Raw genomic sequence first — 24,301 nt, forward strand, 5'->3', positions numbered from 1 at the left:
AAAATAATCAACATTGTCCGCGAGCAGGGAGTTTTGCATTGACTGATGAGGGCCGTCTGCTTGCTGGTCGATACCGCGTGGGAGCGTCCATCGGCCGCGGCGGCATGTCCGACGTGCACATCGGCACCGACTCCAGGCTCGGCCGCACGGTGGCCATCAAGCTGCTCAAGTCCTCCCTCGCCGCCGACCCCGCCTTCCGCACCCGGTTCCGCCAGGAGGCCCAGGCGGCCGCGCGGATGGCGCACCCCACGATTGTGCGGGTGTTCGACGCCGGCGAAGAAACCATCTCCGAAGCCGACGGCAGCGAATCGCAGATCCCGTTCATCATCATGGAGTTCGTCGACGGGCGCCTGCTCAAGGACATCATCCGTGAGGGCCCGATCGATTCCGTCGAGGCCGTTCGCATCATCGACGGTGTTCTGACCGCTCTGGAGTACTCGCACCGCGCCGGCGTGGTGCACCGGGACATCAAGCCGGGCAACATCATGATCACCAAGGCCGGCCAGGTGAAGGTGATGGACTTCGGCATCGCCAGGGCCATCTCCGACTCGGCCACGACGGTCGCCCAGACCACGGCCATCCTCGGCACCGCCTCCTACTTCTCCCCCGAGCAGGCCAAGGGCGAGTCGGTGGATGCGCGCACCGACCTGTACTCCAGCGGCGTGGTGCTCTTCGAGATGCTCACAGGCCGTCCGCCTTTCCGTGGCGACACGCCCGTAGCCGTGGCGTACCAGCACGTCAGCGAAGCCCCGGTCAAGCCCAGTTCCATCAACCCCAAGGTGTCGCCGGCGCTGGACGTCGTCGTCGTGCACGCCCTGGCCAAGGACCGGTTCGCCAGGTACCAGAGCGCTGTGGAGTTCCGCAACGACGTCGAGACGGCCGGTGCCGGTCATATTCCCGTCAAGCGCACCGCCGACGACATCGCCGGAGGCCTGTTCGGTGCCCCGCCGGAGGTGGAGTCCACCTCGGAGCTCGCCCTCAAGCAGCTGGCCGAAGACCAGACCATGGACCGCACCCAGCGCCGCCCACCGGTGATCTGGATCTGGGCCGGCATCGTCAGCGTCATCGTCATCGTCATCGCGGTGATGTTCTGGGCGCTCAGCCTCACCCCCAACAACGACCTGCCCGACTCGTCACGACGGGTTCCGGTGCTCACCGGTTTCACCTACGACGACGCTCAGGATGCGCTCCTCGAGTTGGACCTCGCGGCCACCAAGGCCGAGGAGAGTAGTCCAACGGTCGCCAAGGACGAGGTCATCCGCACCGATCCGCCATCCGGCACCATCGCGCCGCCGGCCACCGTCATCAAGGTCTATGTCTCCACCGGCGCCGAACTCGTGGCGATGCCCAACGTCACCGGCCAGCCTTTCGCCGACGCCGAACCGGCCCTGGTGGAACAGGGTTTCGTTTCCGGCGCGGTGACCACTGAGAACTCCGCGTCGGTCGCCGAGGGCATCGTGACCGGCACCACCCCGGCGGGCGGCGAACAGACCGCAGTGGGCACGATCGTCGACTTCACAGTGTCCAGCGGCCAGGTGACGATGCCGGACGTGGTCGGACAGGCCCTTGCGGCCGCCAACACGCTCCTGCAGGCCGAGGATACGCAACTGGTGCCGATCCTCGAGCCCGACTACGCGTGTGACAGCGAAGCCGGCTCGCCGGTCACCAAGCAGTCCCTGCCTCCGGGCGACGCGCCACAGAAGTCCGAAGTCGAACTCACCTACTGCGCCGGCTAGTTCTCTAGCTCAGCTTGAGCATGGGGGTGAGGTGCTTGGCCTTCTCGCGCGCGTCCGGCAGTCCGGCCAAAGCCAACCAGTTCGCCACCATCAGGTAGCCGCCCTCCGTCAGGACCGACTCCGGGTGGAACTGCACTCCGAGGATCGGCGCCGACACGTGCCGCAGGCCCATGATCACGCCGCCCTGGGTGCGGGAGGTCACGACCAGGTCGCTGGGGACTGTACCGTTCACAACGGCCAGCGAGTGATAGCGGGTAGCCGTGAAGGGCTGGGGGACTCCGTCGTAGAACTCGCTGCCGTCGTGGGTGATCTGTGAGGTCTTGCCGTGCATGAGTTCTTCGGCGTTCGTCACCGTCGCGCCGAAGGCCTCGGCGATCGCCTGGTGACCCAGGCACACGCCGAACAACGGCTGGTTGGCGGCCAGGGCCGCTTCCACGGCCGCAATCGACACACCGGCGTCGGACGGCTTACCGGGCCCGGGGGAGACCAGCACCCCATCGAACTCGGCGAGGCGGGCGGCGACATCCGTCTTGGCGAAGGAGTCGTTGCGCACAACTTCGGTCTCCGCGCCCAGTTCACGCAGGTAGCCGTTGAGGGTATAGACGAAGCTGTCGTAGTTGTCGATTACAAGGATGCGGGTCATGGGGCGCCCACCGTCACTTCCTGATTGTTGACCACGGTGTCGACCCAGGGGAAAACCCAGGTGACGAGGCAATAGAGAATAGCCGCGAGCAGCACGAGAACGAGCAGGACACGCACCCAGACCGGTCCGGGCAGGAGACGCCAGAGTGCTGCGTACATCGGTTGGTCCTTAGCTCTTCTGTGTGACGGCTGGGTGGGTATTAGGCGGCGGGGAGCAGGGCCGCCAGCTCGGCGGGAGGCCCTGCGCCGGTCGGTTGCCACGATTCGAACACACCGTAGGCGATGATCCGTTCCGCGGTGGAGAGAAGCGGGTTACAGGTGGTGAGGGCGATCAGCCGGTCGACGGGAACACCGTCCGGGTCGTGCGGCACGGGTGCGATGGCCTCCACGGCGCTCGGCGGCACGTACTCGAAGTCGCGGAACCTGTAGGTGTAGTACCCGTCGGCGGTCTGCACGTAGATCGCGTCGCCCAGCTGCAGTTCGTTGATCAGGTGCATCCCGCCGCCGTTGGCGCTGCGGTGCGAGGCGATGGCGAAGTTGCCGACCTCGCCGGGCATCTGCGTGCCCGGGTAGTGGCCGATGCCCATGTCGGGGCTGTTCAACACGTTGGTGCCGGTGCCCTCGGCGATGGTGCGCTTGTAGGTGTCGCCGAACCGCGGCACATAGAGTACGGCGAACGGTGTCGCATCACCGGGAGCGGCGGCCACTACGGGGTCGCCATATCCCTCCTCGACGGCGGGGGCCGGGGCCGGGTCCGGCTTGGCCTCCTCGAGCCAACCCTGACTGATCGACTCGGCGGCCCGGGACTGGGAGGCGGCCATCACGGCGTCGTTCCACCACAGCTGCCAACCGAGGAAGAGGAACACGAGCACGCCCCCGGTCATCAGCACCTCGCCGACGACTCCGAAGACGCTCACCCGGGGGCGCACCCGCTTCTTCGGCCCGCGTTGGGCTCTCCGCCCACGCTGGGCCGGAACTTCGGACTTGGCCGGCTCGGTCATGCAGTCGATTCTAATCGGGGCGAACCTACTGATCCGCCGAGTGCTTCCGGCAGGGCAACGCAGGCGGGGACGCTAGAATCTCAGGCATGGCACGCACAAATCCCCGAACCAAGCCCGCCCGTCCCGAGGCCCGCGCGGGCGAAGAGGCCCCGAATGCCGTCTGGTTCAAGCCGGTGATGTTCGGTTTCATGCTGATCGGGCTCGCCTGGATCATCGTCTTCTATGTGAGCCAGGGCGCACTGCCCGTTCCGGCCTTCGGCTCGTGGAACATCCTGGTCGGATTCGGGATCGCCTTCATCGGCTTCCTGATGACCACCCGCTGGCGCTGAGACCCAACTGTTCACCACCTGTTCCGCGTGGTTTAACCACCCGTTCGGGTAGTCAATTACAGCCGTGTAATTATCCCCAATGTGGAAACTCCTGTGGATAACTTTCTCCCTGGGTGTGGATAACCCTGGGGAAACCTAGTCGCCGAGCGGTCTAGACGAAGAACTTGCTCAGGCTCAAGGCCACGAGCAGGGCAGCAAAACCGCCCAGGAGCAGGAACTGCTGGGTGCGCTTGCTGCGCTGGCGGGTCTGCACGTAGATCAGGCCGATGACGGCACCGCCGACGAGGCCGCCGACATGTGCCTGCCAGGCCACGTTGAGTCCGGGCAGGAAGCCGATCACGAGGTTGATGCCCACCAGGATCAGCAGTTGGGTGGCGTTACCGCCGAGCTTGCGCTGGATGACGAGGAACGCGCCCATCAGACCGAAGATGGCCCCGGAGGCGCCGACGACCGCCACATACGGGTCGGCCAGGAACAGCACACCGAGTGAACCGGCCAGGCCGCTGAGCAGGTACAGGGTGAGGAACCGGCCGCGTCCGAGCATCCGCTCGAGGATCTGGCCGAAGATCCACAGGGTGTACATGTTCAGCAGTACGTGGAAGATGAACCCGGTGGAGTGCACGAAGACGCTGGTCAGCATGCGCCACGGTTCGAAGTTGCCCGGGTAGGAGAACGCGCCGGCGTAGAGCAGCGCGTTCGTCACGCCCAGTCCGGGGATGAGCTGCAGAACGAAGATGACCAGCGTCAGCGCGATGATCGAGTAGGTGACCACCGGCTCGCCGGCTGCGGTCATGCGGCCGAGCCTGGTGCGGGCGGCCGACTTGGTGCGTGGTGCGCTCTGGCGCTGCTCGCGCATGCACTCGGGGCAGATGACGCCCACGGCGGCTTGGGTCTGGCACTCGGGGCAGATGGTGCGACCGCAGCGCTGGCAGAGGATGAAACTCTGCCTGCCCGGATGCCGGTAACAGAAGTTGGCGGCGGTTCCGGGCAGGCTGGTCATCTCGGGAGGTCCTAGACCTGCTCGACGGTGATGCTCTCGATGACGACATCGGTGAGCGGACGGTCACGGCCGTCGGTGGGGACGACGGCGAGCTGGTCGACGATCTTGCGGGACTCTTCATCTTCGACGGCGCCGAAGATCGAGTGCTTGCCCTGAAGCCAGGTGGTCGGCACGACGGTGATGAAGAACTGCGAACCGTTGGTGCCGCGGCCGCCCTGGATGCCGGCGTTGGCCATGGCCAGGACGTAGGGCTGGGTGAAGTCGAGCTCAGGGCTGATCTCGTCATCGAACTGGAAGCCGGGTCCGCCGGTGCCCTGGCCCAGCGGGTCGCCGGCCTGGATCATGAAGTCCTTGATGATGCGGTGAAAGACGGTGCCGTTGTACAGCGGGTCGTTGGAGGTCTTGCCCGTGGCCGGGTGCTTCCACTCGATCTCGCCGGTGGCGAGGCCGACGAAGTTCTTGACGGTCTTGGGAGCGTGGTTCCCGAAGAGGTTGACCTTGATCGGTCCGAGGGTTGTATTGAGCGTTGCGACTGCAGTGTGCTTAGACATAGGGATAATTCTTGCACAGCGAAGATTGCATGAATCCGTCTGCTTGTCAGGCATTCAGAGCGCTCACAGGCTATTCAGTGGCAAGATGGGCTGTGTTAACCACAAGAAACGATGGAGGGTCCAGATGAGCCTGTCACGCAAGCGCCGAAAGGAACTCACTCGTCTGCGCAAGAGCGCGGACGAACTGTGGAGTAATCAGCAGGAAGTTCTCGACCGCGCCAACGAGATTGCACGTGAAGCCGGCCGTCAGGCCAGTGTGCTCACTCGTGAAGAAGTAGTACCCCGCGTTCGCCAGGGATATGAGCACTATCTCCTCCCCGGTGTGCACGCGACCCAAGATTTTGCCGGTGGCGTTCGCCACCAGGTCACGGACAAGGTTCTGCCGGGGATCGGAACCGCACTTGGCACTGTCATGTCGGTGGGGGATATCGCCAAGGACGCACGCGTCGCCGCGCTCAACCGCGTTCGCTTCCAGAAGCCCGTCGTGGTTCAGAAGCAGGGCCTGGGTGCGGGAACGTACATCGCCATCGGTGTGGGCATCGCTGCCGCAGCCGGTGTGGCGTACGCCATCTGGCAGACCTTCCGTGCCGACGATGAGCTGTGGGTCTCCGAAGACGAGTCACTGCTCGATTCTCCGATTGAGAAGTCCACGGACATCTAGTCCGCAGCTTGCCGACAAGGCCCTCGTCTCTGACGGGGGCCTTGTTGCGTGTCCTGACGGCGACCCCGCCCTGGGCAACAACGGGCGCACCCTGTCCCCGAGGCCCTGTGTGCCGCGTGAGCGGATGCGGAGCCCCGGCAGGTGGCGGAGGGCGGTAGCTCGCTCCGGGGCGTGCAGAGCGCGCCTGGAGGGCGATGAGCCCGTGGTGCCCGTCCGGTGGGGAAACACAAAACCCTCAGCCGGTGAACCGGATGAGGGCGGGTACTGCGGGTGATTCTGTGGAGCCACGGGGAATCGTTATCTCTAGGTTGGTAAGACCCTTGTACGACATGCGTGACAGAAACCTGATTGAGGTCTACTCTCCGTCGTAGAACGTTATCCGTGAGGAGTTCTACGACGTGATGCCGATGGTGGCCAAGGCAGTAGAGTTCGACACCCTATCCGGGCGGCGAAGCTGGACCGTCGTGGGCGCAGACGGAATCCCCATTGATGAGCTCGAGGCCTACTTGGGCACGATTCGATCGACGGGACGGGCCACCAACACCGTCAAGTCGTATGCCCGCCATCTAAGCCTGTTCTGGCGTTGGCTCGACGCTGCGAAGGTCGACTGGGAGAAGCTGACGTTCCCCCAGCTGACGGATTTTCTTCACGTGTATCGCCGGGGTGTCTACCCTCTGGAACGCGCAGATGGCCGTGAACGAAGCCAGTCATCTACCAAGGCTGTCGCAGCGGCCGTGAAGGAGTTCATCGACTTCCAGAGGGCAGAGGGGCGCGGGCCCAGTCAGCTCATTCTCACCCGGGCGTCGCGCTACTCCGTGCGCACATCCAATGCCTTTCTCGCCCACATCGAACAACGAGCTCCAGCCACGCGCAATCGTCTCGTGGAGGGATTCAAGGATGCTGGCCGCCCTCCTTCAACAATCGATTTCGAGAGCGATTTCGAGAAGCTCCTGACGGCGTGTGACACGTTCAGGGACCGGCTTCTCCTCTCCGCCATGTACGACGGTGGGATGCGGGTCGGGCAGGCTCTTGGGCTGCGTCACGGCGACCTGCTGATCCCTCGGAAGCACGTCTTGGTTGAGCGTCGGGACAACAACCTCAACGGCGCGACGTCGAAGACGCCCGACCTTCTGGATCTTTCCATGCCACGGCGCTTTTTCGACCTCTACGCGGACTACCTCCTGAAGGAACTTATGCCTCGCCGGCTCGACAGCGATTACCTGTTCATCAACATCAACCAGGAGCCGCTCGGCATTCCGTGCAGCTACTCGAACATCTACCAACAGGTCGTGTCCATCGGTGCCCGGGCTGGTATTCCGTCACTGACCCCGCACGTGTTACGCCACACGCACGCGACCTATCTGGCGAAGATGGGCTGGACCAGTGCCGAGATCGCCGCACGGCTCGGCCAGCGGCATGCCGCTAGCGCGGACGTATATATCCACATTGCCGCAGACGACCTCGACCAAAAGCTCGCAGAGACGTCTCACCTGATCTGGAACGGAAGCGAGGAGCGACCCGATGCCGAGTAGCCACATTCCCGAGGTGCCATCGCGAGAACTTCCTGAACCAGGCTCAGACGGGCCACCCGCGCTTCCGCTCATTGACGGTGCCTGGTCACAGGACGAATGGGCAATCCTCGACATCCCCGGGCGCCGGCTCCGAATGTCCAGCGGCGTCTGTGCTGTCGTTGATTGTTTGAGTCCGCGCTTTGACGGCTCTGAGGAAGTATCGCTCTGCCATGGCCACTACTGGCGATGGAAGCGAGACGATGAACCCTCGATCGCCAAGTGGGCCGCTCGCCCCCACCGGCCGGTAATGAAGAAGAACCTTCCTCTCTCTGTCCGTTCGGTGAAGTTCAGCGACCTCCCTCCGGCGGCCGCGGAAGAGATCCGCTACGTCTTCGGGTTCAAACTCACAAATGGCGACTGGACCCCGACACCGGCGCTCCGACAATGCCTCGAGCTCCTTTTCGAACTAGTCCTGACCAAGGGCGCGTGGTCATTCACGGACCGGCGCTTCGAGGACTGGATCCTGTTCGCTCGCCAGCTGTATCGCGGTGCCGACGTCACCTTTGAACGAAGCATTGCGCCATACCTGCGCACCTTCTTCTCGACGCTGAACCGAGGGCTGATTTCCGATCCTTGGGCCGAGAACGTCTGGCTCTGGAAGGGCATGTTTGACCGTGTGATGGGCGCTGGCGCGTACGCGAGCCAGCCGAACATCAACTGGTCCCGGATCGAGCAGGACTGGCTACGCGAGCCCCTGAAGGCCTATGCACGCCAATGCCTGCAGGGGTCGACCAGAACCTGGGCCACCATCCACACTTGGTCCGATAGCTTCTTCAGATTGTCCGGCCACCTTTCGTTGATCAGACTCACTGAACCGGAGCAACTGACCCGGAAGGTCTTCCTCGGCTTCTTAGAGGAGCAGCGCGCGCGTTACGGCGACACAGGCAACATGCGGCAGCGCATCAATACGACCGCGCACGTGCTCATGAACTTGAAGCTCGAAGAATTCCAGCCGCGGCTCGCAAGTGAGATCTACTTGAGAAGCGGTGAGAACCCCGCGATCCGTATACGTAACCCGAGGCCGTGGCCCAAGGACACAATCACGCAGATTGAGTCGCGCATCTTGGACAGCGATCGCGTGGACCCGCAGATTCGGCTCATGCTCCGTTTCTGCCGCTGGGCTGGGCCACGAGTGAGCGAGCTCGTTTCGCTGCCAATCGATTCTCTTGTTGAGAACGGCAAGGGCGGCTACTGGGTGGAGTACTGGATGCCCAAAGTCAGCCGCTTTCGCCGGTTCCCGATCGTCCCGGAGCTGGGCCGTGACCTCGCGGCAGAAGCATTGGCCGTCCGAGCTCAGTTCGGGTCCGCGACAACGCTACTTTTCCCGAGTCTCGGTCGCTCCAACTTGAGCGCCGGAATCGCTCGACCTTGGTCCGCCGCAGGGTTTCGGACCAGAGTCCAATCGCTCTTCACTGAAAACGGAATCCTGAGCTCAGCCATAACCGGCGAGCTCATATCCGGCGCCGACATCCACAGATTCCGTCACAACATAGGCACGGAGCTACTGAACGCTGGGTGGACCCAGCAGCAGGTCATGGAGTTCTTGGGCCACGTCTCACCGACAATGACGGCGGCATACGCCAAGATCCTCGACGAGACGCTCAACAGGAAGGCTGACGAGTTCCACCGAATGGTCCAGGCCGACCGCGCCGCTGCAGGGATCTCTCACACTGATCCACGAGTAGAGCGCCTGAGAGAAATGCTGACCGCCGTGCTGCCGGCTGGGTACTGCGCTCTCCCCGCCAGCAAGACATGCGTCGTCCGAGAGAACCCTTGTCTCACCTGTTCGTTCCATGTGCCAGGCGACGGCGAATTTGACGCGTCACGGAGCACTTACCGCGCACAGCTGGAACGCCGGATCGCTGAGGCCGCAGCTTCTGGACACCATGCGATCGAGGAGATCAACACTCGGATTCTGTCTGCCCTTGATGGCTCTGGCACGCAATCGACCGGAGCTGTTCATGAGTGAAGATCGACTCGACCGAGTTTCGAGGCTCAGCCACGCTGCCAAGGAAAGATCCGACACATCGTTCGCTGCGGCTCAGCGCGCGATCACATCCCTCGACGCTCGCGGAAAGCAGGTGACCTTCACGACGGTGGCAACCGAAGCAAAGGTCTCGCTGAGCTACCTCTACAAGACCGAAGTACTCGCAGATCGCATCAGAGAGCTTCGCGGGAGCCGGCGAGCGACTCGGTCACATGCAGAGGCGCCGTCGAGCGACAAGAGCCTGTTGACCAAGCTGAATGCCGCAGCTCAACGCGTCGCCCAGCTGGAGGCAGAAAACGCCCAACTGCAACGAGAGAATAGAAGCCTATTGTCTCGGCTGATGAACAAGCCGTAGAATCAATCGAAATCGGTTCTGATCAGGGATTTGTGGAGCCACGGGGAATCGAACCCCGGACCTCCTGCTTGCAAAGCAGGCGCTCTACCAATTGAGCTATGGCCCCGTGTCATGGAAAATTCTTTGACAGCTTATCGCTGTATTTATATGGATCTCACGCTCGAACCTGAAGATAAGAATCGAACCCCGGACCTCCTGCTTGCAAAGCAGGCGCTCTACCAATTGAGCTATGGCCCCGAACCGGTTCCTCACGAGGTGAGGATCTGGTGGAGATGTAAGGCTATTCAGTACACAGTGTTTATGTCATACGTGGGGATACCGGGATTTGAACCTGGGACCTCTTCGTTATCAGCGAAGCGCTCTAACCAACTGAGCTATATCCCCCCATTGGGCAGATTTGAGACTACCGGAAACTGGCGGAAAGTCCCAATCGAGGCCGGCAGGCGACCTCGATCGGGCATCCGACGGTCAGTTGTTGGTGAATCCGACGAGCAGGCCTCCGGTGACCTTGACGCTCAGGTTGTACAAAACGGCGAAGATCGCGCCAAGGGCGGTCACGACGACGGTGTTGATGACCGCGACAACCACGGCGAAACCCATCACATTGCCGATCGACAGGATCGTCGTGAGCTCAGAGGCACTCCCGGCGATATCCGTGTACAGCGCGTCGATCTGGGTGAAGATGCCGGTTCCGTTCAGCACCGTGAAGGTGAGGAACGTGGCGACGATGGTGACCACGGCCAGGCACACGGCGATCAGGAAGGACAGTTTGACGGCCGACCAGAAGTCGATGTAGACGAGCTTCAGACGTACCTGCTTGGACGACATTGCACCTCGACTCGACTTTTTGGCCAGTTTCTCGGCAACACTACTCATCTGCTGATTCTACTTTCCCCGGATCGCTCTCGGCTGCAGCCTCAAGTTCGACTACCAGATTGCGCTCGGTGTTCTTCGCGATCGCAATGATCCTGTCTTCGGTCGCGAACTTTGCAAAAACAACGCCCATGGTGTCCCGGCCCTTGGCCGGCACTTCGGCGACGTCAGAGCGTACCACCTTGCCGCTGGCAAGAACCACAAGCACTTCGTCCTCCTCGTCGACGATGAGCGCGCCGACCAGGTCGCCGCGGTCATCGTTCAACTTGGCCACCTTGATGCCCAGACCACCGCGGTTCTGCAGGCGGTACTGGTCGGCGGAGGTGCGCTTGGCGTAGCCGCCCTCTGTGACCACGAAGACGAATCCGTCGTCCGAGACCACCGAGGCGTCCAGCAGGGTGTCCTCGCCGCGGAAGTGCATTCCGATCACGCCGGACGTGCTGCGGCCCATCGGGCGCAGCGCCTCGTCGGAGGCGGTGAACCGGATCGACATGCCCTTCTTCGATACCAGCAGCAGGTCGGAGTCCTCATCGACGAGCAGCGCGGAGACGAGTTCGTCGCCCTCGCGCAGCTTGATGGCGATGATGCCGCCGGTGCGGTTGGTGTCGTATTCGCTCAGCGCGGTCTTCTTGATCAGGCCCTCGCGGGTGGCCAGGGTCAGGTACTGGGCCACGCCGTAATCCCGGATGTCCAGGATCTGGGCGATTTCCTCACCGGGCTGCAACGCCAGCAGGTTCGCCACGTGCTGGCCCTTGGCGTCGCGGCCGGATTCCTGCGCCTCGTAGGCCTTGGCCCGGTAGACCCGGCCGGTGTTGGTGAAGAAGAGCAGCCAGTGGTGGGTCGTCGTGACGAAGAAGTGCTCGACCACGTCGTCCGCGCGCAGCTGGGCGCCCTTGACGCCCTTGCCGCCGCGGTGCTGGTTGCGGTAGTTGTCGCTGCGGGTGCGCTTGATGTAGCCGCCGCGGGTGACGGTGACCACCATCTCCTCTTCGGGGATGAGGTCCTCGATCGACATGTCACCGTCGAAGCCGAACATGATCTCGGTACGGCGGTCGTCGCCGAACTTCGCGGTGATCTCGGTGAGTTCGTCACTGACAATGCTGCGCTGACGCTCGGGGCTGGCCAGAATCGACTTGAACTCGACGATCTGCAACTCGAGTTCGGCGGCCTGGTCGATGATCTTCTGACGCTCCAGGGCGGCCAGGCGGCGCAGCTGCATGGTGAGGATGGCATCCGCCTGCAGCTTGTCGACCGTGAGCAGGTCCATCAGGCCCTCGCGGGCGTCGTCCACGGTGGGGGAGCGGCGGATCAGGGCGATGACCTCGTCCAGGGCGTCGAGCGCCTTGAGGTAACCGCGCAGGATGTGGGCATCCGCCTCGGCCTTGTTCAACCGGAACTGGGTGCGACGCACGATGACGTCGATCTGGTGGGCGACCCAGGCGCTGATGAAGCCGTCCAGGGCCAGGGTGCGCGGGATGCCGTCGACGATCGCGAGCATGTTCGCGCCGAAGTTCTCCTGCAGCGAGGTGTGCTTGTAGAGGTTGTTCAGTACGACCTTGGCCACGGCGTCGCGCTTGAGCACGATCACGAGGCGCTGGCCGGTGCGGCCGCTGGTCTCGTCGCGGATGTCGGCGATGCCGGTGATCTTGGCGTCCTTGACCAGGTCGGCGATCTTGATCGCCAGGTTGTCCGGGTTGACCTGGTAAGGCAGCTCGGTGATCACCAGGCAGGTGCGGCCCTGCAGCTCTTCGATGTTCACCACGGCGCGCATCGTGATGGAACCGCGGCCGGTGCGGTAGGCATCCTGGATGCCCTTGATGCCCAGGATCTGCGCACCGGTGGGGAAGTCGGGGCCCTTGATGCGCTGGATCAGAGCTTCGAGCAGCTCCTCGCGGGTGGCGTCGGGGTTCTCCAGGTACCAGAGGGCACCGGCGGACACCTCGCGCAGGTTGTGCGGCGGGATGTTGGTGGCCATGCCCACGGCGATGCCGACGGAACCGTTCACCAACAGGTTGGGGAACCGGGCCGGCAGCACGGTGGGTTCGAGGGTGCGGCCGTCGTAGTTGTCCTGGAAGTCGACGGTGTCTTCGTCGATGTCGCGGACCATCTCGAGGGCAAGCGGGGCCATCTTGGTCTCGGTGTATCGGGGGGCGGCGGCGCCGTCGTTGCCGGGGGAGCCGAAGTTGCCCTGGCCGAGGGCCAGCGGGTAGCGGAGGCTCCACGGCTGCACGAGGCGCACGAGGGCGTCGTAGATGGAGGAGTCACCGTGCGGGTGGAACTGGCCCATCACGTCGCCGACGACGCGGGCGCACTTGGAGAACGCCTTGTCCGGACGGTAGCCACCGTCGTACATGGCGTAGATCACCCGGCGGTGCACGGGCTTCATGCCGTCACGCACGTCGGGCAGCGCGCGCCCGACGATGACGCTCATGGCGTAATCGAGGTAGGAACGCTGCATTTCCAGCTGCAGGTCGACCTGGTCGATCTTGCCGTGCTGGGTCAGGTGCGCCGCTGCCGCAGCGAGCCCGGCGGCGTCGGGGGCGTCCGGCGTGATGCCGGTGGTGTCGTCAGATGTCAAGGAAACGCACGTCCTTCGCGTTCTTCTGGATGAAGTTGCGTCGGGATTCGACGTCTTCGCCCATCAGGGTGGAGAAAATTTCGTCGGCGGCTGCCGCGTCATCCAGGGTCACCTGGAGCAGGGTGCGGGACTCGGGGGCCATCGTGGTTTCCCACAGCTCCTTGTAGTCCATCTCGCCCAGACCCTTGTAGCGCTGGATGCCGTTGTCCTTCGGGATCCGCTTGCCGGCGGCGGCGCCGTCGGCGAGCAGGGCGTCCCGCTCCGCGTCGGAGTACACGTACTCGTGGGCCGAGTTCGCCCACTTGAGCCGGTACAGCGGCGGCTGGGCGAGGTAGACATAGCCCAGGTCGATCAGCGGGCGCATGTAGCGGAACAGCAGGGTGAGCAGCAGGGTGGTGATGTGCTGGCCGTCGACGTCGGCATCGGCCATCAGCACGATCTTGTGGTACCGCACCTTGTCCTGGTTGAAGTCCTCGCCGATGCCGGCGCCGAACGCCGTGATCATGGCCTGGACTTCGGCGTTGCCGAGGGCACGGTCGAGCCGAGCCTTCTCCACGTTGAGGATCTTGCCGCGCAGCGGCAGGATCGCCTGGGTCTCCGGGTTGCGGCCCTGCACGGCGGAGCCGCCGGCCGAGTCACCCTCGACGATGAAGATCTCGGATGCCGCGGGGTCCTTGCTCTGGCAGTCCTTGAGCTTGCCGGGCATGCCGCCGCCCTCGAGCAGGCCCTTGCGGCGGGCGGTTTCGCGCGCCTTGCGGGCTGCCATGCGGGCGGTCGCGGCCTGCAGGGACTTGCGGATGATCTCGCGAGCCTGAACCGGGTTGCGGTTGAACCAGTCGGTGAGCTGGTCGCCGACGACGCGCTGCACAAAGGCCTTGGCCTCGGTGTTGCCCAGCTTGGTCTTGGTCTGGCCTTCGAACTGCGGTTCGGCGAGCTTGATCGACACGACCGCGGTCAGGCCCTCGCGCACGTCGTCGCCGGAGAGGTTGTCGTCCTTCTCCTTCAGAATGCCCTTTTCGCGGGCGTACTTGTTCACCAAGGTGGTCAGCGCCGCGCGGAAGCCCTCTTCGTGGGTACCGCCCTCGTGGGTGTTGATCGTGTTCGCGTAGGTGTGCACACTCTCGGTGTATGCGGTGGTCCACTGCATGGCCACCTCGAGGGCGATCTTCTTCTCGGTGTCCTCGAATTCGAAGGAGATGATCTCCTCGTTGACCAGTTCGGCCTTCTTGGCCCGGTTGAGGTAGGCCACGTAGTCCATCAGGCCCTGCTCGTACATGAACGTGTTGCTGAGCGGCTTGCCCTCGGCATCGAGGTTGTCCGGGCGCTCATCGGTGAGGGTGAGGCTCAGGCCCTTATTGAGGAAGGCCATCTGCTGGAAACGCGCACGCAGGGTCTCGTAATCGAAGACGATCGTCTCGAAGGTCTCGGCGCTGGGCCAGAAGGTGATCGTGGTTCCGGTCTCGTCCGAGACCTCGTCCTTGTGCAGTGACTCATTCGGCACACCGTTGTGGAAACTCTGCCGCCAGGCGTTGCCCTGCCGGCGTACCTCGACCTCGAGGCGGCTGGAGAGCGCGTTGACGACGGAGCTGCCGACGCCGTGGAGTCCACCGGAGACGGCGTAACCGCCGCCGCCGAACTTGCCGCCGGCGTGCAGCACGGTGAGCACCACCTCGACGGTGGACTTGCCTTCGGCCTTGTGGATGTCGACGGGGATGCCACGACCGTTGTCCTGCACGCGGACGGCACCGTCAGCCAGGATGCGGATGTCGATGGTGTCGCAGTACCCGGCGAGGGCCTCGTCGACGGAGTTGTCGACGATCTCGTAGACCAGGTGGTGCAGACCGCGTGGACCGGTTGAACCGATGTACATTCCGGGTCGTTTGCGAACAGCTTCAAGGCCTTCGAGAACCTGGATGTCTTCTGCACCGTAAGCGTGCTGCTCCGGCTCAGTTTTCGGTTCAATTGTCATGTGAAATTGGGCTCCTGACCGTCGCACAGGCGACCCCTCAGCCTACCAAACCCCCCAAGCCCCATCGGCCAAAACCGCCGTTTGACGCGTTTTATTCGTGGGGTTGACCTGTTTTGGCTACCTAGCCGTAGGTATCGCGTGGACCACGCCCTGGGATTGATCTGGGACCCTTTTTCCAGGAGGGGGCGTTGGGTCCCTGAAATCGAATTGCGGCGATGCCGGCATCCGGGAACTTCTGCATGATCTGAGTCATGATTTCGACGCGCATCATTCGCAGCTGTGTGGCCCAGGCCGTCGACTCGCAGTGCACGGTCAGGATGCCCTCGTCGATGCCGGCCGGGGTGGAATGCTTCGCGGTTTCCTCACCGGCGAGTTCGATCCAGGACGCGAGCAGGTCGGACTGGGCCATTGGGGAGTTCCAGCCCAGTTGGGCGGTCAGTGAGCTGATGGTCTCACCCAGTCCGCGCGGGTCACGACCGGCACCGAACGGAACGCTCGACCCGATCTGGGGACTGGCCTTGCGCCTGGCGCGGATTCGTTTGGCATTGGGGTCGCCGAAGACGTCCTTGAACCGCAGGTACACCTTGGCGGCCTCACTGTGTTCAGCCATGCTCGGCTCCCTGTTCCGCGGCGGGGCCGTCGACGACGGCGCCGGCGTGGATGTGGATGGCGTGGGCGGCGAGCACCGCTGGCACATCTTCGAAGACGGCCGCCGTGATCAGAACCTGTTCGTAGCCGGTCACGGCCTCGGCGAGGCGTCGGCGGCGGGACTGGTCGAGTTCGGCGAAAACGTCGTCGAGGATCAGTACCGGGTCGCCGCTGGTTGAATCGCGCCTGAGTAACTCGGCCGAGGCCAGTTTGAGGGCGAGGGCGAACGACCAGGATTCGCCGTGGCTGGCGTATCCCTTGGCGGGAAGGTTGTTCAGTTCGAACACGAGGTCGTCGCGGTGCGGCCCGGCCAGGGTCATGCCACGGTCCAGTTCCTTGCGCCGGAGGCCCGCGAGCGCGGTACGGAAGGTTTCCGCGGTCTCCGAGCCGGTGCCGCCGGGCTGCCAGGCGGCAGGGGAGGGTGCGGCCTCGTCTTCGTCAGCGCCCAGAATACTCAGAGACGCCACCAGGTTAGGCCCGTGATCGGCGCCGGCCACCGACTTGTACGCGCTGTGCAGCGGCGGCAGCAGCTGAGCGACGAGATCGGCGCGCGCGTCGATCAGTTCGGAGCCGAGGGCAACCAACCGCTCATCCCAGATATCAAGGGTGCCCAGCTGGGTGGTCTTCAAGCCGGATGCCCTGGCCGACTTGAGCAGGGTGTTGCGCTGTTTGAGCACCCGGTCGTAGTCGGTCAGAACCCCGGAGAACCGGGGGTTGCGCAGCACCAACAATTGGTCGAGGAACCGTCGGCGGCCGGAAGGATCGCCGCGCACCAAAGCCAGGTCTTCCGGCGCGAAGAGCACGCTGGAAAAATAGCGGGGCAGTTCGCGGGTTTTGATGACCGACCGGTTGATCTGGGCCCGGTTGAGTCCGGACCGGTTGATCTGCACCTCGGCGAGCAGGTCGCGGCCGTTGTACTCCAGCCGGGCCCGGATGATCGCGGCATCCTGCCCTGAGCGCACCATCGCACCGGTCTGGGACACCCGGTGCGAGCTCAGGGTGCTGAGGAAACCGAGTGCCTCGACCAGGTTGGTCTTGCCCTGGCCGTTGCGGCCGACGATCAGATTGGGTCCGGCGCCGAACGGGACCTCCGCCTGGGCATAGTTGCGGAAGTCAGTGAGGGAGAGGTGTGCGACCCGCACGCGGGATCAGTCTGCCTTCTTTATGGCATGGCCGCCGAACTGGTTGCGCAGCGCGGCCACGGCCTTCATGGCCGGGGAATCGTCTTGACGGGAAGCGAAGCGCGCAAAGATCGACGCGCTGATCGCAGGTACCGGAACGGCGTTGTTGATGGCCTCTTCGATGGTCCAGCGGCCCTCGCCGGAATCCTCGACGTAGCCTTCGATATCACCCAGCTGCGGGTCGTCCTTGAGCGCGAGCACCAGCAGTTCGAGCAGCCAGGACCGCACAACAGTGCCGCGCTGCCAGGCGGTGAAGATGCCGGGGACGTCCTGGATCAGGTCGTCGCGCTTCTCGAGCAGTTCGTAACCCTCGGCGTAGGCCTGCATCAGGGCATATTCGATGCCGTTGTGCACCATCTTGGCGTAGTGGCCGGCGCCCACCTTGCCGGCGTGCACGAAGCCTTCTTCGCGCGGGCCCTCGGGGCGCAACGCGTCGAACACCGGCATCGCCCGCTCGACGTCGGCAGCCGACCCGCCGACCATGAGTCCGAAACCGTTGGTGAGACCCCAGACTCCGCCGGAAACACCGGCGTCCAGGTAGTGGATGCCCTGCTCGGCGAGCAGCGCCTCGTGGGTGAAGTCGTCTGTGAACCTGGAGTTGCCGCCGTCGATGACCAGGTCACCGGGGGAGAGCTTGGTGGCCAGGTCGGCAATCACCGAGGTCGTGATCGCCCCGGCCGGAACCATGACCCAGACCAGCCGGGGAGCCGGCAGCGCCGCCACCAGCTCGGCGGTACCGGCCACATCGGTCACATCGGCATTGCGGTCGTATCCGGTGACGGTCAGGCCGGCTGCCCGCAGCCGGTCCCGCATGTTGGCGCCCATTTTGCCGAGGCCGACGATTCCGATGTGCATGGCTGTCCTTCGTGGTCCGTGTCGTGCTGGTGGAACTGGTGTGTCTAGCGCAGCAGCAGGTTCGGCTGCAGCAGGTACCGGTAGCTGTCGGCGCCCGGCTGTTCACGGGAGGTCTGGCTCGTGATGAGCACCGGTCCCGGCTTGTTGGGGTTTTCGGTCTTGGTGAACGAGATTCGCACGAACTCGGAGTGCACAGCGCCTAGCCCGTCCAGCAGGAACTGCGGCTTGAGCGAGACCACGGTGTCGCCGCCGGCGAGGATCGCATCGATGGTCTCTGAGGCCTGGGCCTGCTCGGAGCCGATCGCTTCGAGCGTGAGGCCGTCGGCCGTGAAGCTGAACCGGAGTGCGGCTTCACGTTCGAGCACCAGCTGCACGCGGCGGGTGGCCTCGATCAGTTCGGCTGTGTTCATCACGGCGTAGTTGTCGACGTTCTCGGGGAACAGGCGACGGACGGGCGGGTAGTTGCCCTTGATCAACAGCGATGTGACGGTCTTCTTGTCGGCGGTGAAGGCGATCAGTTCCCGGTCGTCGGTGTTGGTGATGGCGACCGAGATGGTGCCGCTGTGGCCGAAGGTCTTGCCGACCTCCTGCAGGGTGCGGGCCGGCACCAGCGCGGTGATCGGTTCCTGGGCCTGGTTGGCTCCCGGGTCCCAGTCGATCTCCCGCACGGCAACGCGGTACCGGTCGGTGGCGACGAGGCTGATGCTGTTCTCGGTGATCTGCAGCTGCACCCCGGTGATCACAGGGGTGACATCGTCGCGGGAGGCGGCGACGGCGACCTGGGAGACGGCCGCGGCGAATTCCTCGGCGGGCACAAGCCCGGATTGGGCGCTGACCTGGGGAATGCTCGGATATTCCTCTACCGGCATAGACAGCAGGGTGAAGTTCGCGGTGCCACAGCTCACGGTGATCCGCGACTCGTTGGTGGAGAAACGCACCGGAGCGTTAGGCATCCGGCTGGCGATCTCGGCCAGAAGGCGACCGGAGACCAGGACCTTGCCGGTCTCTTCGACATCGGCTGCGATCTCGGTCTGTGCCGAGACTTCGTAGTCGAAGGACGACAGGATCAGGCCGGTCTCTGTCGCCTCGATCAAGACTCCGCTCAAAATGGGCAGGGTGGTGCGTTGGGGAAGGAGCTTGACAGCGAAAGAAACGGCTTCGCTGAAGACATCCCGATTGGCCTGAAATCTCACGAAGTCACTCCTGTCGGTGGAGACCTGGATACGGCCTCAATGCTAGTCGGGTTTGCCGACGGCCCATTTCTTGTGAGCCGGCGGCGAGTAAAGGTTGTTGGACCTGGAGCTAATGAAGTTAATCGTTAATCTTCTTAACCGGTGTGGAAACTGTGGATAACTCGGTGGATAGCGCTCAGCGACTGGGAACTACAAGGTTGTAACTTGTGGACGTCCTGTGAGCATTAAGCCCAATGAATGACAGGAACTACTTTCTGCAATTCGGAGTTTTCACAAGCGGCGCGTGCGTTTCTACAGGTTGACCCCAGTTGTCCGAGCAGTTTCCACAGGGTTATCCACAGGTATGAAACACAAAAAAATTTTCTCTTACTTGTAGCGGTGATCCTGTTTGATCCGGTTTGTGAGCTCCGTGACCTGGTTGTAGATGGACCGGCGTTCTTTCATCAGTTCGCTGATCTTCTTGTTCGCGTACATGACCGTGGTGTGGTCACGGTTGCCGAACAGCTGCCCGATCTTGGGCAGGGACAGATTGGTCAGCTCGCGGCACAGGTACATCGCGATCTGCCGTGCGGTGGCCACGGCCTGCGATCGGGACGAGCCGTACAGGTCGTCGACGGTGAGTTTGAAGTAATCAGCGGTGTTCGTGATGATGTCCACCGGCGCGATGACGTTGTCTTCATCAAGGGTGATCACGTCCTTGAGCACCGTTTGCACCAGGTTCATATCCACCGGTGTGCGGTTCAGGCTCGCGAACGCGGTGACCCGGATCAGGGTGCCTTCAAGTTCGCGGATGTTGGAGGACACCTTGGACGCCATGAATTCGAGGATGTCGTGCGGCACCTGCAGTTTCTCACTCTGCGCCTTCTTGCGGAGGATCGCGATGCGAGTCTCCAAGTCGGGGGCCTGCACATCCGTGATGAGGCCCCACTCGAAGCGGGACCGCATCCGGTCTTCGAACCCGGTGAGGGCCTTGGGCGGCAGATCGCTGGTGATGACGACCTGCTTGTTGTGGTCGTGCAGGGTGTTGAAGGTGTGGAAGAAGGCTTCCTGGGTCTCCGCCTTGCCCTGCAGGAACTGGATGTCGTCGATCATCAGGATGTCGATGTTGCGGTAGCGGTTCTGGAATGCGGAACCGCGGTTGTTGGCGATCGAGTTGATGAAGTCGTTGGTGAACTCCTCGCTACTGACGTAGCGCACCCGGATGCCGGGGTACAGGCTCATGGCGTAGTGGCCGATGGCGTGCAGGAGGTGGGTCTTGCCCAGTCCGGAGGAACCGTAGATGAAGAGCGGGTTGTACGCCTTGGCCGGAGCTTCGGCGACGGCGACGGCAGCGGCGTGCGCGAACCGGTTGGACTGGCCGATCACGAAGTTGTCGAAGCTGTACTTGGAATTCAACCGAGTGTCGTGCGGGCGCTCGGGGGAGGCGCTCTCGAAGACTGACTGCGGGGTAGCCGGTGTTTCGATGTCGGGCTGGCGCTCGATGGGTTCCTGCACCGGGCGCAGGGATTCCTGTTCGAGTTCTGGATTGACCACGACGTAGAAGGTGGTGACGGCGATGGACTCGCTGAGCTGGCCCATTGCGGTGAGCAGCGGCACCCGCATGCGCACGTTGAGCATGCTCGCGGTGAACTCGTTGGGCACCTCGAGGTAGAACGTGCCGGCGGCGATGCCCTTCGGCTCGACCAGGTTCAGAAAGCCGTACAACATGGGAGTGACGGTGTCGTCGGACTCCAGCAGGGTCAGGACTGACCGCCAGGTTTCGCTGATGGGCTGTTCCCCGTCTGGCATGGTTCCCCACATTCTTTTTTCTCATCCACCGGTTGCCGCGGCGTGGTCATCCATTTTGTGCACACAGGATGGCCTGTCGGGCGATTCATCCACAACGTTATCCACCGCCTGTGGGCAAATAACGACTGGATTCCCAGGGTTTACCCACAACCTGTGGATAACTTGTCCTCACGGTAGTCAATGACCGGCGGTCAGGCCAAATTAGCTTGCAGAATGCCAGCGTGTCTGTACCGGAAATGGGAATTCAATGGGCAGAATCGAGACTTTGGGCCTCGTCAGTTTGACCGCGGGCGAGCGAAGCCGTAGTTTTAATCAGTTGACCCCAGCCCGTGGGCTACCTCACTCTTTCCCGGCCGCTCGTTTAGGCCTGCGGAGATCCAATACGTGGAGATTGAACAATGAGCAAGAGAACGTTCCAGCCGAACAACCGTCGTCGCGCGAAGGTGCACGGTTTCCGTCTTCGCATGCGCACCCGCGCCGGACGCGCCATCCTCGGTGCTCGTCGTCGCAAGGGTCGCACCGAACTCTCCGCGTAAGACCTCCCGTGCTCGCTCACGCCAATCGCATCACGAGCGGGAGCGACTATAAAGCTGTCGTTCGACGGGGTGTGCGGGTCGTTGGCCCACACACCGTGGCGTACTTGCGCCGTAACCCTGACCCCACTCCGGTGCGGTTCGGTTTCATCGTCGCCAAGAACGTCGGCGGCGCGGTTGTTCGCAACCGCGTGCGGCGTCGCATGAAAGCGGCAAGTTTCGATCTCCTTCCTGGCGTTCCCGCCGGGACGGAGGTCGTTTTTCGCGCCCTGCCCCAAGCGGTGGACGCCAGCTGGCCCGATCTTCTGGCCGAGTTGTCGAATGCCCTCACCAAAGGGCAGCGCGCACGATGAACAGGGCGATACTCACTCTGTGGTTGCTTCCCCGGAATCTCGGGGTGCTGCTGCTTCGTCTGTATCGCGCAGTGATCTCACCGTTGTACGGCGATGTTTGCCGGTACTACCCGTCGTGTTCGGCGTACGCCCTTGGCGCCGTTCAAGAATATGGCCTGATCGTCGGCTCTTTTTTCGCCGCACGCCGGGTCTTGCGTTGTCATCCTTGGGCTGAGGGCGGAATCGATGATGTTCCCCTGAAACGACACCGTCGCTTTGCCGTGACGTCGTTTGGATTTGTAGTTCCTTTAGCCACGGAAAGGGCTGACCCGCACGTATGGACCTCATAGGTACTATCCTCTGGCCGCTGAAATGGGCCGTTGAACTTCTGCTCGTCGCCTTCCACTGGCTCTTCTCCAACCTGGGCATGGGCTACAACGACGGCCTCACCTGGGTGCTGTCCATCGTCGGCCTCGTCCTCGTCGTGCGTGCCGCGCTGATCCCCATCTTCGTTCGGCAGATCAAGAGCCAGCGCAAGATGCTCGAGGTCGCGCCGCAGCTCAAGAAGATCCAGGACAAGTACAAGGGCAAGAAGGACCAGTTCTCCCGCGAGGCCATGTCCCGCGAGACCATGGAGCTGTACAAGCGCACCGGGACCAACCCGCTCGCCTCCTGCCTGCCCCTGCTGCTCCAGATGCCGATCTTCTTCGCCCTCTTCTCGGTGCTCAACGACGCCCAGCGGTCCAACGCCGGTGTCGGCCCGCTCAACCAGGCCCTGGCGACGAGCTTCGGAAACGCCAACCTGTTCGGCGTCGCGCCCCTGCACGACACCTTCGCCCAGCAGTGGGCCCTCTGGACCGGCGGCTCGGACTTCAATCTCTCCGTCATGATCATCGCGGCCACCATGGTCGTCCTGATGACCGCCTCGCAGTTCATCACCCAGCTGCAGATCGTCTCCAAGAACATGTCACCGGAGACCAAGGCCAGCCCGATGTTCCGCCAGCAGAAGATCATGTTGTACCTGCTGCCGCTGGTCTTCGCCTTCTCCGGCGTGGCCTTCCCTCTCGGCGTCATGTTCTACTGGCTCACCTCGAACATCTGGACCATGGCCCAGCAGTTCCTCGTCATCCGCAACATGCCGACGCCCGGCAGTGAGGCCGCCAAGGCCCGCGAAGAGCGGCTCGCCCGCAAGGGCAAGCTCATCGCAACGGATGGCGACATCATCGTTGTCGAGGAGCCCAAGAAGCCGGCCCAGCGCCAGCAGCCTGTCGGTAAGAACCGTGCCAAGAAGCAGACCGGCCCCAAGAAGTAAGAGGGATGGACAACGTGACTGAGAACACCGACGTGATCAATGCGGATGCCGCGTCCGACGCTGCGCCCACCATCGGCCAGCTGGAGCAGGAAGGCGACATCGCCGCCGACTACATCGAGGAATTCCTCGACATCTGCGACCTGGACGGCGACATCGACATCGACGCCCGGAACGGTCGCGCGTACCTCTCGGTGAACTCGGCCGAACCGGAGAACCTCCGCCTGCTGTCCAAGCCCGACACAGTGAACGCCCTTCAGGAGCTCACCCGTCTGGCCGTGCAGAACAAGACCGGATCGTTCTCTCGGCTGATCCTCGACATCGGCGGCTCCCGCGAGGCACGTCAGGCCGAACTGACCGACCTGGTCGGCCACGCCATCGAGCGCATCGAAGGCGGCGCAACGGAGGCTTCCCTCCCCCCGATGTCGTCCTACGAGCGCAAGCTCGTGCATGACATCGTGTCGGAGCGCGGCTACGTGTCCGAGTCTCTGGGCGAGGGCCGCGACCGGCACACCGTCATCACGGCAGCGTAACCACGCCCCGCATGACTGAGACCCTCGAGGCCGAACCGGCCGTCGCCGCCGACCTCTTCGGTGACCGCATCGAGGTCGCCAGGGAGTTCACCCGGCACCTCGCTGAGCAGGGGGAGGAGCTCGGGCTGATCGGCCCGCTCGAACTTCCCCGGCTGTGGAGCCGACATATCCTCAACTGCGCCGTCGTTGCGCCGCTCCTGAGGCCTGGGCTGGTCGGCGACGTCGGATCGGGTGCCGGTCTACCCGGCCTGGTGCTGGCCATCGCGCGTCCCGATGTGTCCTTCGTGCTGATCGAGCCGATGGAGCGCAGGGTGGCCTGGCTCACCGGACAGGTCGCCGCTCTGGGCCTGACCAACACGCGCGTGTTGCGCGCGCGCGCCGAAGACATCCGGCTGGACACGCCGCTGGACCAGGTCACCGCGCGCGCTGTAAGCGCTTTCAAGACCCTCATCCCGTTGACGGCACCGCTGCTTCGCGGCGGTGGTGAACTCGTGCTGATGAAGGGCGCGGGCGCTGCGGGCGAGATCGCCAATGCTGCCAAGCCCATCGCGCGGTACCACCTGCGCAATGTGGAAGTTCTCACCCTCGGCGAGGGCGTGCTGCAGGACGTCACCCGGGTCATAAGGGCTACAGTGGACTAACCCCCGGCAACGTCCGCTCGGTTCGAGAGGACAAC

The 24,301-nt window shown here is 63.5% G+C and carries 24 protein-coding genes, 2 tRNA genes and 1 pseudogene; 12 read left to right on the forward strand and 15 right to left on the reverse strand.

The annotated features are described in order from the left end of the window. Nucleotides 1-38 precede the first annotated feature (38 nt). Nucleotides 39-1,736 (forward strand): Stk1 family PASTA domain-containing Ser/Thr kinase, encoded by a 1,698-nt coding sequence (gene pknB, locus E3T61_RS19405; protein ID WP_174777051.1) that lies wholly within the window; start codon nucleotides 39-41, stop codon nucleotides 1,734-1,736. 4 nt (nucleotides 1,737-1,740) lie between these two features. Here pknB and E3T61_RS19410 read toward each other — a convergent pair whose 3' ends face one another. Genes E3T61_RS19410 through E3T61_RS19415 form a run of 3 tightly spaced genes read right to left on the reverse strand, consistent with a single transcriptional unit; the run spans nucleotide 1,741 to nucleotide 3,379 of the window. Then, the gene (locus tag E3T61_RS19410; protein ID WP_134642492.1) at nucleotides 1,741-2,379 is read right to left on the reverse strand and encodes an anthranilate synthase component II; all 639 of its coding nucleotides are present in this window, start codon (nucleotides 2,377-2,379) and stop codon (nucleotides 1,741-1,743) included. Continuing rightward, on the reverse strand, nucleotides 2,376-2,537 hold the full coding sequence (locus E3T61_RS21980; protein ID WP_166793319.1) for a hypothetical protein: 162 nt from the start codon (nucleotides 2,535-2,537) through the stop codon (nucleotides 2,376-2,378). Before E3T61_RS21980 ends, E3T61_RS19410 begins: the two co-directional genes overlap by 4 nt. Before the next feature lie 41 nt (nucleotides 2,538-2,578). Continuing rightward, a complete protein-coding gene (locus E3T61_RS19415; RefSeq protein ID WP_134642493.1) occupies nucleotides 2,579-3,379 on the reverse strand; it encodes a class E sortase in 801 nt (266 codons plus the stop codon). Nucleotides 3,380-3,465: 86 nt separating this feature from the next. Between E3T61_RS19415 and E3T61_RS19420 the strand changes: the two genes are divergently transcribed. After that, nucleotides 3,466-3,708: a cell division protein CrgA gene (locus E3T61_RS19420; protein WP_134642494.1), complete on the forward strand. Its 243-nt coding sequence runs from the start codon at nucleotides 3,466-3,468 to the stop codon at nucleotides 3,706-3,708. A gap of 151 nt (nucleotides 3,709-3,859) precedes the next feature. Here E3T61_RS19420 and E3T61_RS19425 read toward each other — a convergent pair whose 3' ends face one another. Both E3T61_RS19425 and E3T61_RS19430 read right to left on the reverse strand, forming a co-directional pair. Beyond that, complete coding sequence (locus E3T61_RS19425; RefSeq protein WP_134642495.1) at nucleotides 3,860-4,708, reverse strand: rhomboid family intramembrane serine protease; 849 nt, start codon at nucleotides 4,706-4,708, stop codon at nucleotides 3,860-3,862. A gap of 11 nt (nucleotides 4,709-4,719) precedes the next feature. Continuing rightward, a complete protein-coding gene (locus E3T61_RS19430) occupies nucleotides 4,720-5,259 on the reverse strand; it encodes a peptidylprolyl isomerase (protein WP_134642496.1) in 540 nt (179 codons plus the stop codon). A gap of 124 nt (nucleotides 5,260-5,383) precedes the next feature. Between E3T61_RS19430 and E3T61_RS19435 the strand changes: the two genes are divergently transcribed. The 4 genes from E3T61_RS19435 to E3T61_RS19450 all read left to right on the forward strand — a co-directional run bounded on the left by E3T61_RS19435 (nucleotide 5,384) and on the right by E3T61_RS19450 (nucleotide 9,833). Then, a complete protein-coding gene (locus tag E3T61_RS19435) occupies nucleotides 5,384-5,920 on the forward strand; it encodes a hypothetical protein (RefSeq protein ID WP_134642497.1) in 537 nt (178 codons plus the stop codon). 401 nt (nucleotides 5,921-6,321) lie between these two features. Beyond that, nucleotides 6,322-7,452, forward strand: a complete 1,131-nt coding sequence (locus E3T61_RS19440) for a tyrosine-type recombinase/integrase (RefSeq protein ID WP_241992700.1) — start codon at nucleotides 6,322-6,324, stop codon at nucleotides 7,450-7,452. A gap of 286 nt (nucleotides 7,453-7,738) precedes the next feature. After that, a complete protein-coding gene (locus E3T61_RS19445; protein ID WP_166793320.1) occupies nucleotides 7,739-9,460 on the forward strand; it encodes a tyrosine-type recombinase/integrase in 1,722 nt (573 codons plus the stop codon). Further along, on the forward strand, nucleotides 9,453-9,833 hold the full coding sequence (locus E3T61_RS19450; protein ID WP_134642499.1) for a DUF6262 family protein: 381 nt from the start codon (nucleotides 9,453-9,455) through the stop codon (nucleotides 9,831-9,833). Before E3T61_RS19445 ends, E3T61_RS19450 begins: the two co-directional genes overlap by 8 nt. A gap of 33 nt (nucleotides 9,834-9,866) precedes the next feature. On the opposite strand, the gene E3T61_RS19455 is transcribed toward E3T61_RS19450, so the two are convergent. The 10 genes and pseudogenes from E3T61_RS19455 to dnaA form a co-directional block, all read right to left on the reverse strand. After that, a tRNA-Ala gene (locus E3T61_RS19455) sits at nucleotides 9,867-9,939 on the reverse strand. A gap of 204 nt (nucleotides 9,940-10,143) precedes the next feature. Then, nucleotides 10,144-10,217, reverse strand: a tRNA-Ile gene (locus E3T61_RS19460). 84 nt (nucleotides 10,218-10,301) lie between these two features. After that, the gene (locus tag E3T61_RS19465) at nucleotides 10,302-10,709 is read right to left on the reverse strand and encodes a DUF3566 domain-containing protein (RefSeq protein ID WP_088454787.1); all 408 of its coding nucleotides are present in this window, start codon (nucleotides 10,707-10,709) and stop codon (nucleotides 10,302-10,304) included. Further along, complete coding sequence (gene gyrA / locus E3T61_RS19470; protein WP_241992701.1) at nucleotides 10,702-13,209, reverse strand: DNA gyrase subunit A; 2,508 nt, start codon at nucleotides 13,207-13,209, stop codon at nucleotides 10,702-10,704. The genes E3T61_RS19465 and gyrA overlap by 8 nt, the downstream gene beginning before the upstream one ends. Before the next feature lie 64 nt (nucleotides 13,210-13,273). Next, entirely contained in the window at nucleotides 13,274-15,253 is a 1,980-nt protein-coding gene (gene gyrB / locus E3T61_RS19475; RefSeq protein ID WP_134642501.1) for a DNA topoisomerase (ATP-hydrolyzing) subunit B, read from the reverse strand. Nucleotides 15,254-15,374: 121 nt separating this feature from the next. Next, nucleotides 15,375-15,863, reverse strand: a complete 489-nt coding sequence (locus E3T61_RS19480) for a DciA family protein (protein ID WP_134642502.1) — start codon at nucleotides 15,861-15,863, stop codon at nucleotides 15,375-15,377. Then, nucleotides 15,856-17,043, reverse strand: coding sequence for a DNA replication/repair protein RecF (gene recF, locus E3T61_RS19485; protein WP_134642503.1), 1,188 nt, complete (start codon nucleotides 17,041-17,043; stop codon nucleotides 15,856-15,858). Before recF ends, E3T61_RS19480 begins: the two co-directional genes overlap by 8 nt. Nucleotides 17,044-17,049: 6 nt before the next feature. Beyond that, nucleotides 17,050-17,946: pseudogene (gene gnd, locus E3T61_RS19490) on the reverse strand (phosphogluconate dehydrogenase (NAD(+)-dependent, decarboxylating)); the annotation flags it as partial. Between the two features lie 35 nt (nucleotides 17,947-17,981). Beyond that, a complete protein-coding gene (dnaN, locus tag E3T61_RS19495; protein WP_134642505.1) occupies nucleotides 17,982-19,130 on the reverse strand; it encodes a DNA polymerase III subunit beta in 1,149 nt (382 codons plus the stop codon). A 366-nt stretch (nucleotides 19,131-19,496) separates the two neighbouring features. Further along, on the reverse strand, nucleotides 19,497-20,918 hold the full coding sequence (gene dnaA / locus E3T61_RS19500; protein ID WP_134642506.1) for a chromosomal replication initiator protein DnaA: 1,422 nt from the start codon (nucleotides 20,916-20,918) through the stop codon (nucleotides 19,497-19,499). Between the two features lie 398 nt (nucleotides 20,919-21,316). On the opposite strand from dnaA, the gene rpmH reads away from it, so the two are divergent. The 6 genes from rpmH to rsmG are packed head-to-tail and all read left to right on the forward strand — an operon-like array spanning nucleotide 21,317 to nucleotide 24,266. Continuing rightward, complete coding sequence (rpmH, locus tag E3T61_RS19505) at nucleotides 21,317-21,454, forward strand: 50S ribosomal protein L34 (protein WP_010204566.1); 138 nt, start codon at nucleotides 21,317-21,319, stop codon at nucleotides 21,452-21,454. Between the two features lie 8 nt (nucleotides 21,455-21,462). Further along, nucleotides 21,463-21,804, forward strand: coding sequence for a ribonuclease P protein component (rnpA, locus tag E3T61_RS19510; protein ID WP_134642507.1), 342 nt, complete (start codon nucleotides 21,463-21,465; stop codon nucleotides 21,802-21,804). After that, nucleotides 21,801-22,133, forward strand: coding sequence for a membrane protein insertion efficiency factor YidD (gene yidD / locus E3T61_RS19515; RefSeq protein WP_134642508.1), 333 nt, complete (start codon nucleotides 21,801-21,803; stop codon nucleotides 22,131-22,133). Before rnpA ends, yidD begins: the two co-directional genes overlap by 4 nt. Next, nucleotides 22,121-23,095: a membrane protein insertase YidC gene (gene yidC / locus E3T61_RS19520; RefSeq protein WP_134642509.1), complete on the forward strand. Its 975-nt coding sequence runs from the start codon at nucleotides 22,121-22,123 to the stop codon at nucleotides 23,093-23,095. Before yidD ends, yidC begins: the two co-directional genes overlap by 13 nt. A 5-nt stretch (nucleotides 23,096-23,100) precedes the next feature. Continuing rightward, nucleotides 23,101-23,625, forward strand: a complete 525-nt coding sequence (locus E3T61_RS19525) for a Jag family protein (protein WP_134642510.1) — start codon at nucleotides 23,101-23,103, stop codon at nucleotides 23,623-23,625. Nucleotides 23,626-23,636: 11 nt separating this feature from the next. Beyond that, nucleotides 23,637-24,266, forward strand: a complete 630-nt coding sequence (rsmG, locus tag E3T61_RS19530) for a 16S rRNA (guanine(527)-N(7))-methyltransferase RsmG (protein WP_134642511.1) — start codon at nucleotides 23,637-23,639, stop codon at nucleotides 24,264-24,266. Nucleotides 24,267-24,301 lie beyond the last annotated feature (35 nt).

This window comes from Cryobacterium lactosi (assembly GCF_004403945.1).
GTDB lineage: Bacteria > Actinomycetota > Actinomycetes > Actinomycetales > Microbacteriaceae > Cryobacterium > Cryobacterium lactosi.

Coding starts and splice junctions, on each gene's coding strand:
- E3T61_RS19415 (WP_134642493.1), bottom strand. CDS start 3,379: ATGACCGAGCCGGCCAAGTCCGAAGTTCCGGCCCAGCGTGGGCGGAGA.
- E3T61_RS21980 (WP_166793319.1), bottom strand. CDS start 2,537: ATGTACGCAGCACTCTGGCGTCTCCTGCCCGGACCGGTCTGGGTGCGT.
- rpmH (WP_010204566.1), top strand. CDS start 21,317: ATGAGCAAGAGAACGTTCCAGCCGAACAACCGTCGTCGCGCGAAGGTG.
- E3T61_RS19420 (WP_134642494.1), top strand. CDS start 3,466: ATGGCACGCACAAATCCCCGAACCAAGCCCGCCCGTCCCGAGGCCCGC.
- E3T61_RS19525 (WP_134642510.1), top strand. CDS start 23,101: ATGGACAACGTGACTGAGAACACCGACGTGATCAATGCGGATGCCGCG.
- gyrB (WP_134642501.1), bottom strand. CDS start 15,253: ATGACAATTGAACCGAAAACTGAGCCGGAGCAGCACGCTTACGGTGCA.
- E3T61_RS19435 (WP_134642497.1), top strand. CDS start 5,384: ATGAGCCTGTCACGCAAGCGCCGAAAGGAACTCACTCGTCTGCGCAAG.
- E3T61_RS19425 (WP_134642495.1), bottom strand. CDS start 4,708: ATGACCAGCCTGCCCGGAACCGCCGCCAACTTCTGTTACCGGCATCCG.
- E3T61_RS19480 (WP_134642502.1), bottom strand. CDS start 15,863: ATGGCTGAACACAGTGAGGCCGCCAAGGTGTACCTGCGGTTCAAGGAC.
- E3T61_RS19440 (WP_241992700.1), top strand. CDS start 6,322: ATGCCGATGGTGGCCAAGGCAGTAGAGTTCGACACCCTATCCGGGCGG.
- E3T61_RS19410 (WP_134642492.1), bottom strand. CDS start 2,379: ATGACCCGCATCCTTGTAATCGACAACTACGACAGCTTCGTCTATACC.
- rsmG (WP_134642511.1), top strand. CDS start 23,637: ATGACTGAGACCCTCGAGGCCGAACCGGCCGTCGCCGCCGACCTCTTC.
- E3T61_RS19465 (WP_088454787.1), bottom strand. CDS start 10,709: ATGAGTAGTGTTGCCGAGAAACTGGCCAAAAAGTCGAGTCGAGGTGCA.
- yidC (WP_134642509.1), top strand. CDS start 22,121: ATGGACCTCATAGGTACTATCCTCTGGCCGCTGAAATGGGCCGTTGAA.
- E3T61_RS19450 (WP_134642499.1), top strand. CDS start 9,453: ATGAGTGAAGATCGACTCGACCGAGTTTCGAGGCTCAGCCACGCTGCC.
- E3T61_RS19430 (WP_134642496.1), bottom strand. CDS start 5,259: ATGTCTAAGCACACTGCAGTCGCAACGCTCAATACAACCCTCGGACCG.
- yidD (WP_134642508.1), top strand. CDS start 21,801: ATGAACAGGGCGATACTCACTCTGTGGTTGCTTCCCCGGAATCTCGGG.
- dnaA (WP_134642506.1), bottom strand. CDS start 20,918: ATGCCAGACGGGGAACAGCCCATCAGCGAAACCTGGCGGTCAGTCCTG.
- E3T61_RS19445 (WP_166793320.1), top strand. CDS start 7,739: ATGAAGAAGAACCTTCCTCTCTCTGTCCGTTCGGTGAAGTTCAGCGAC.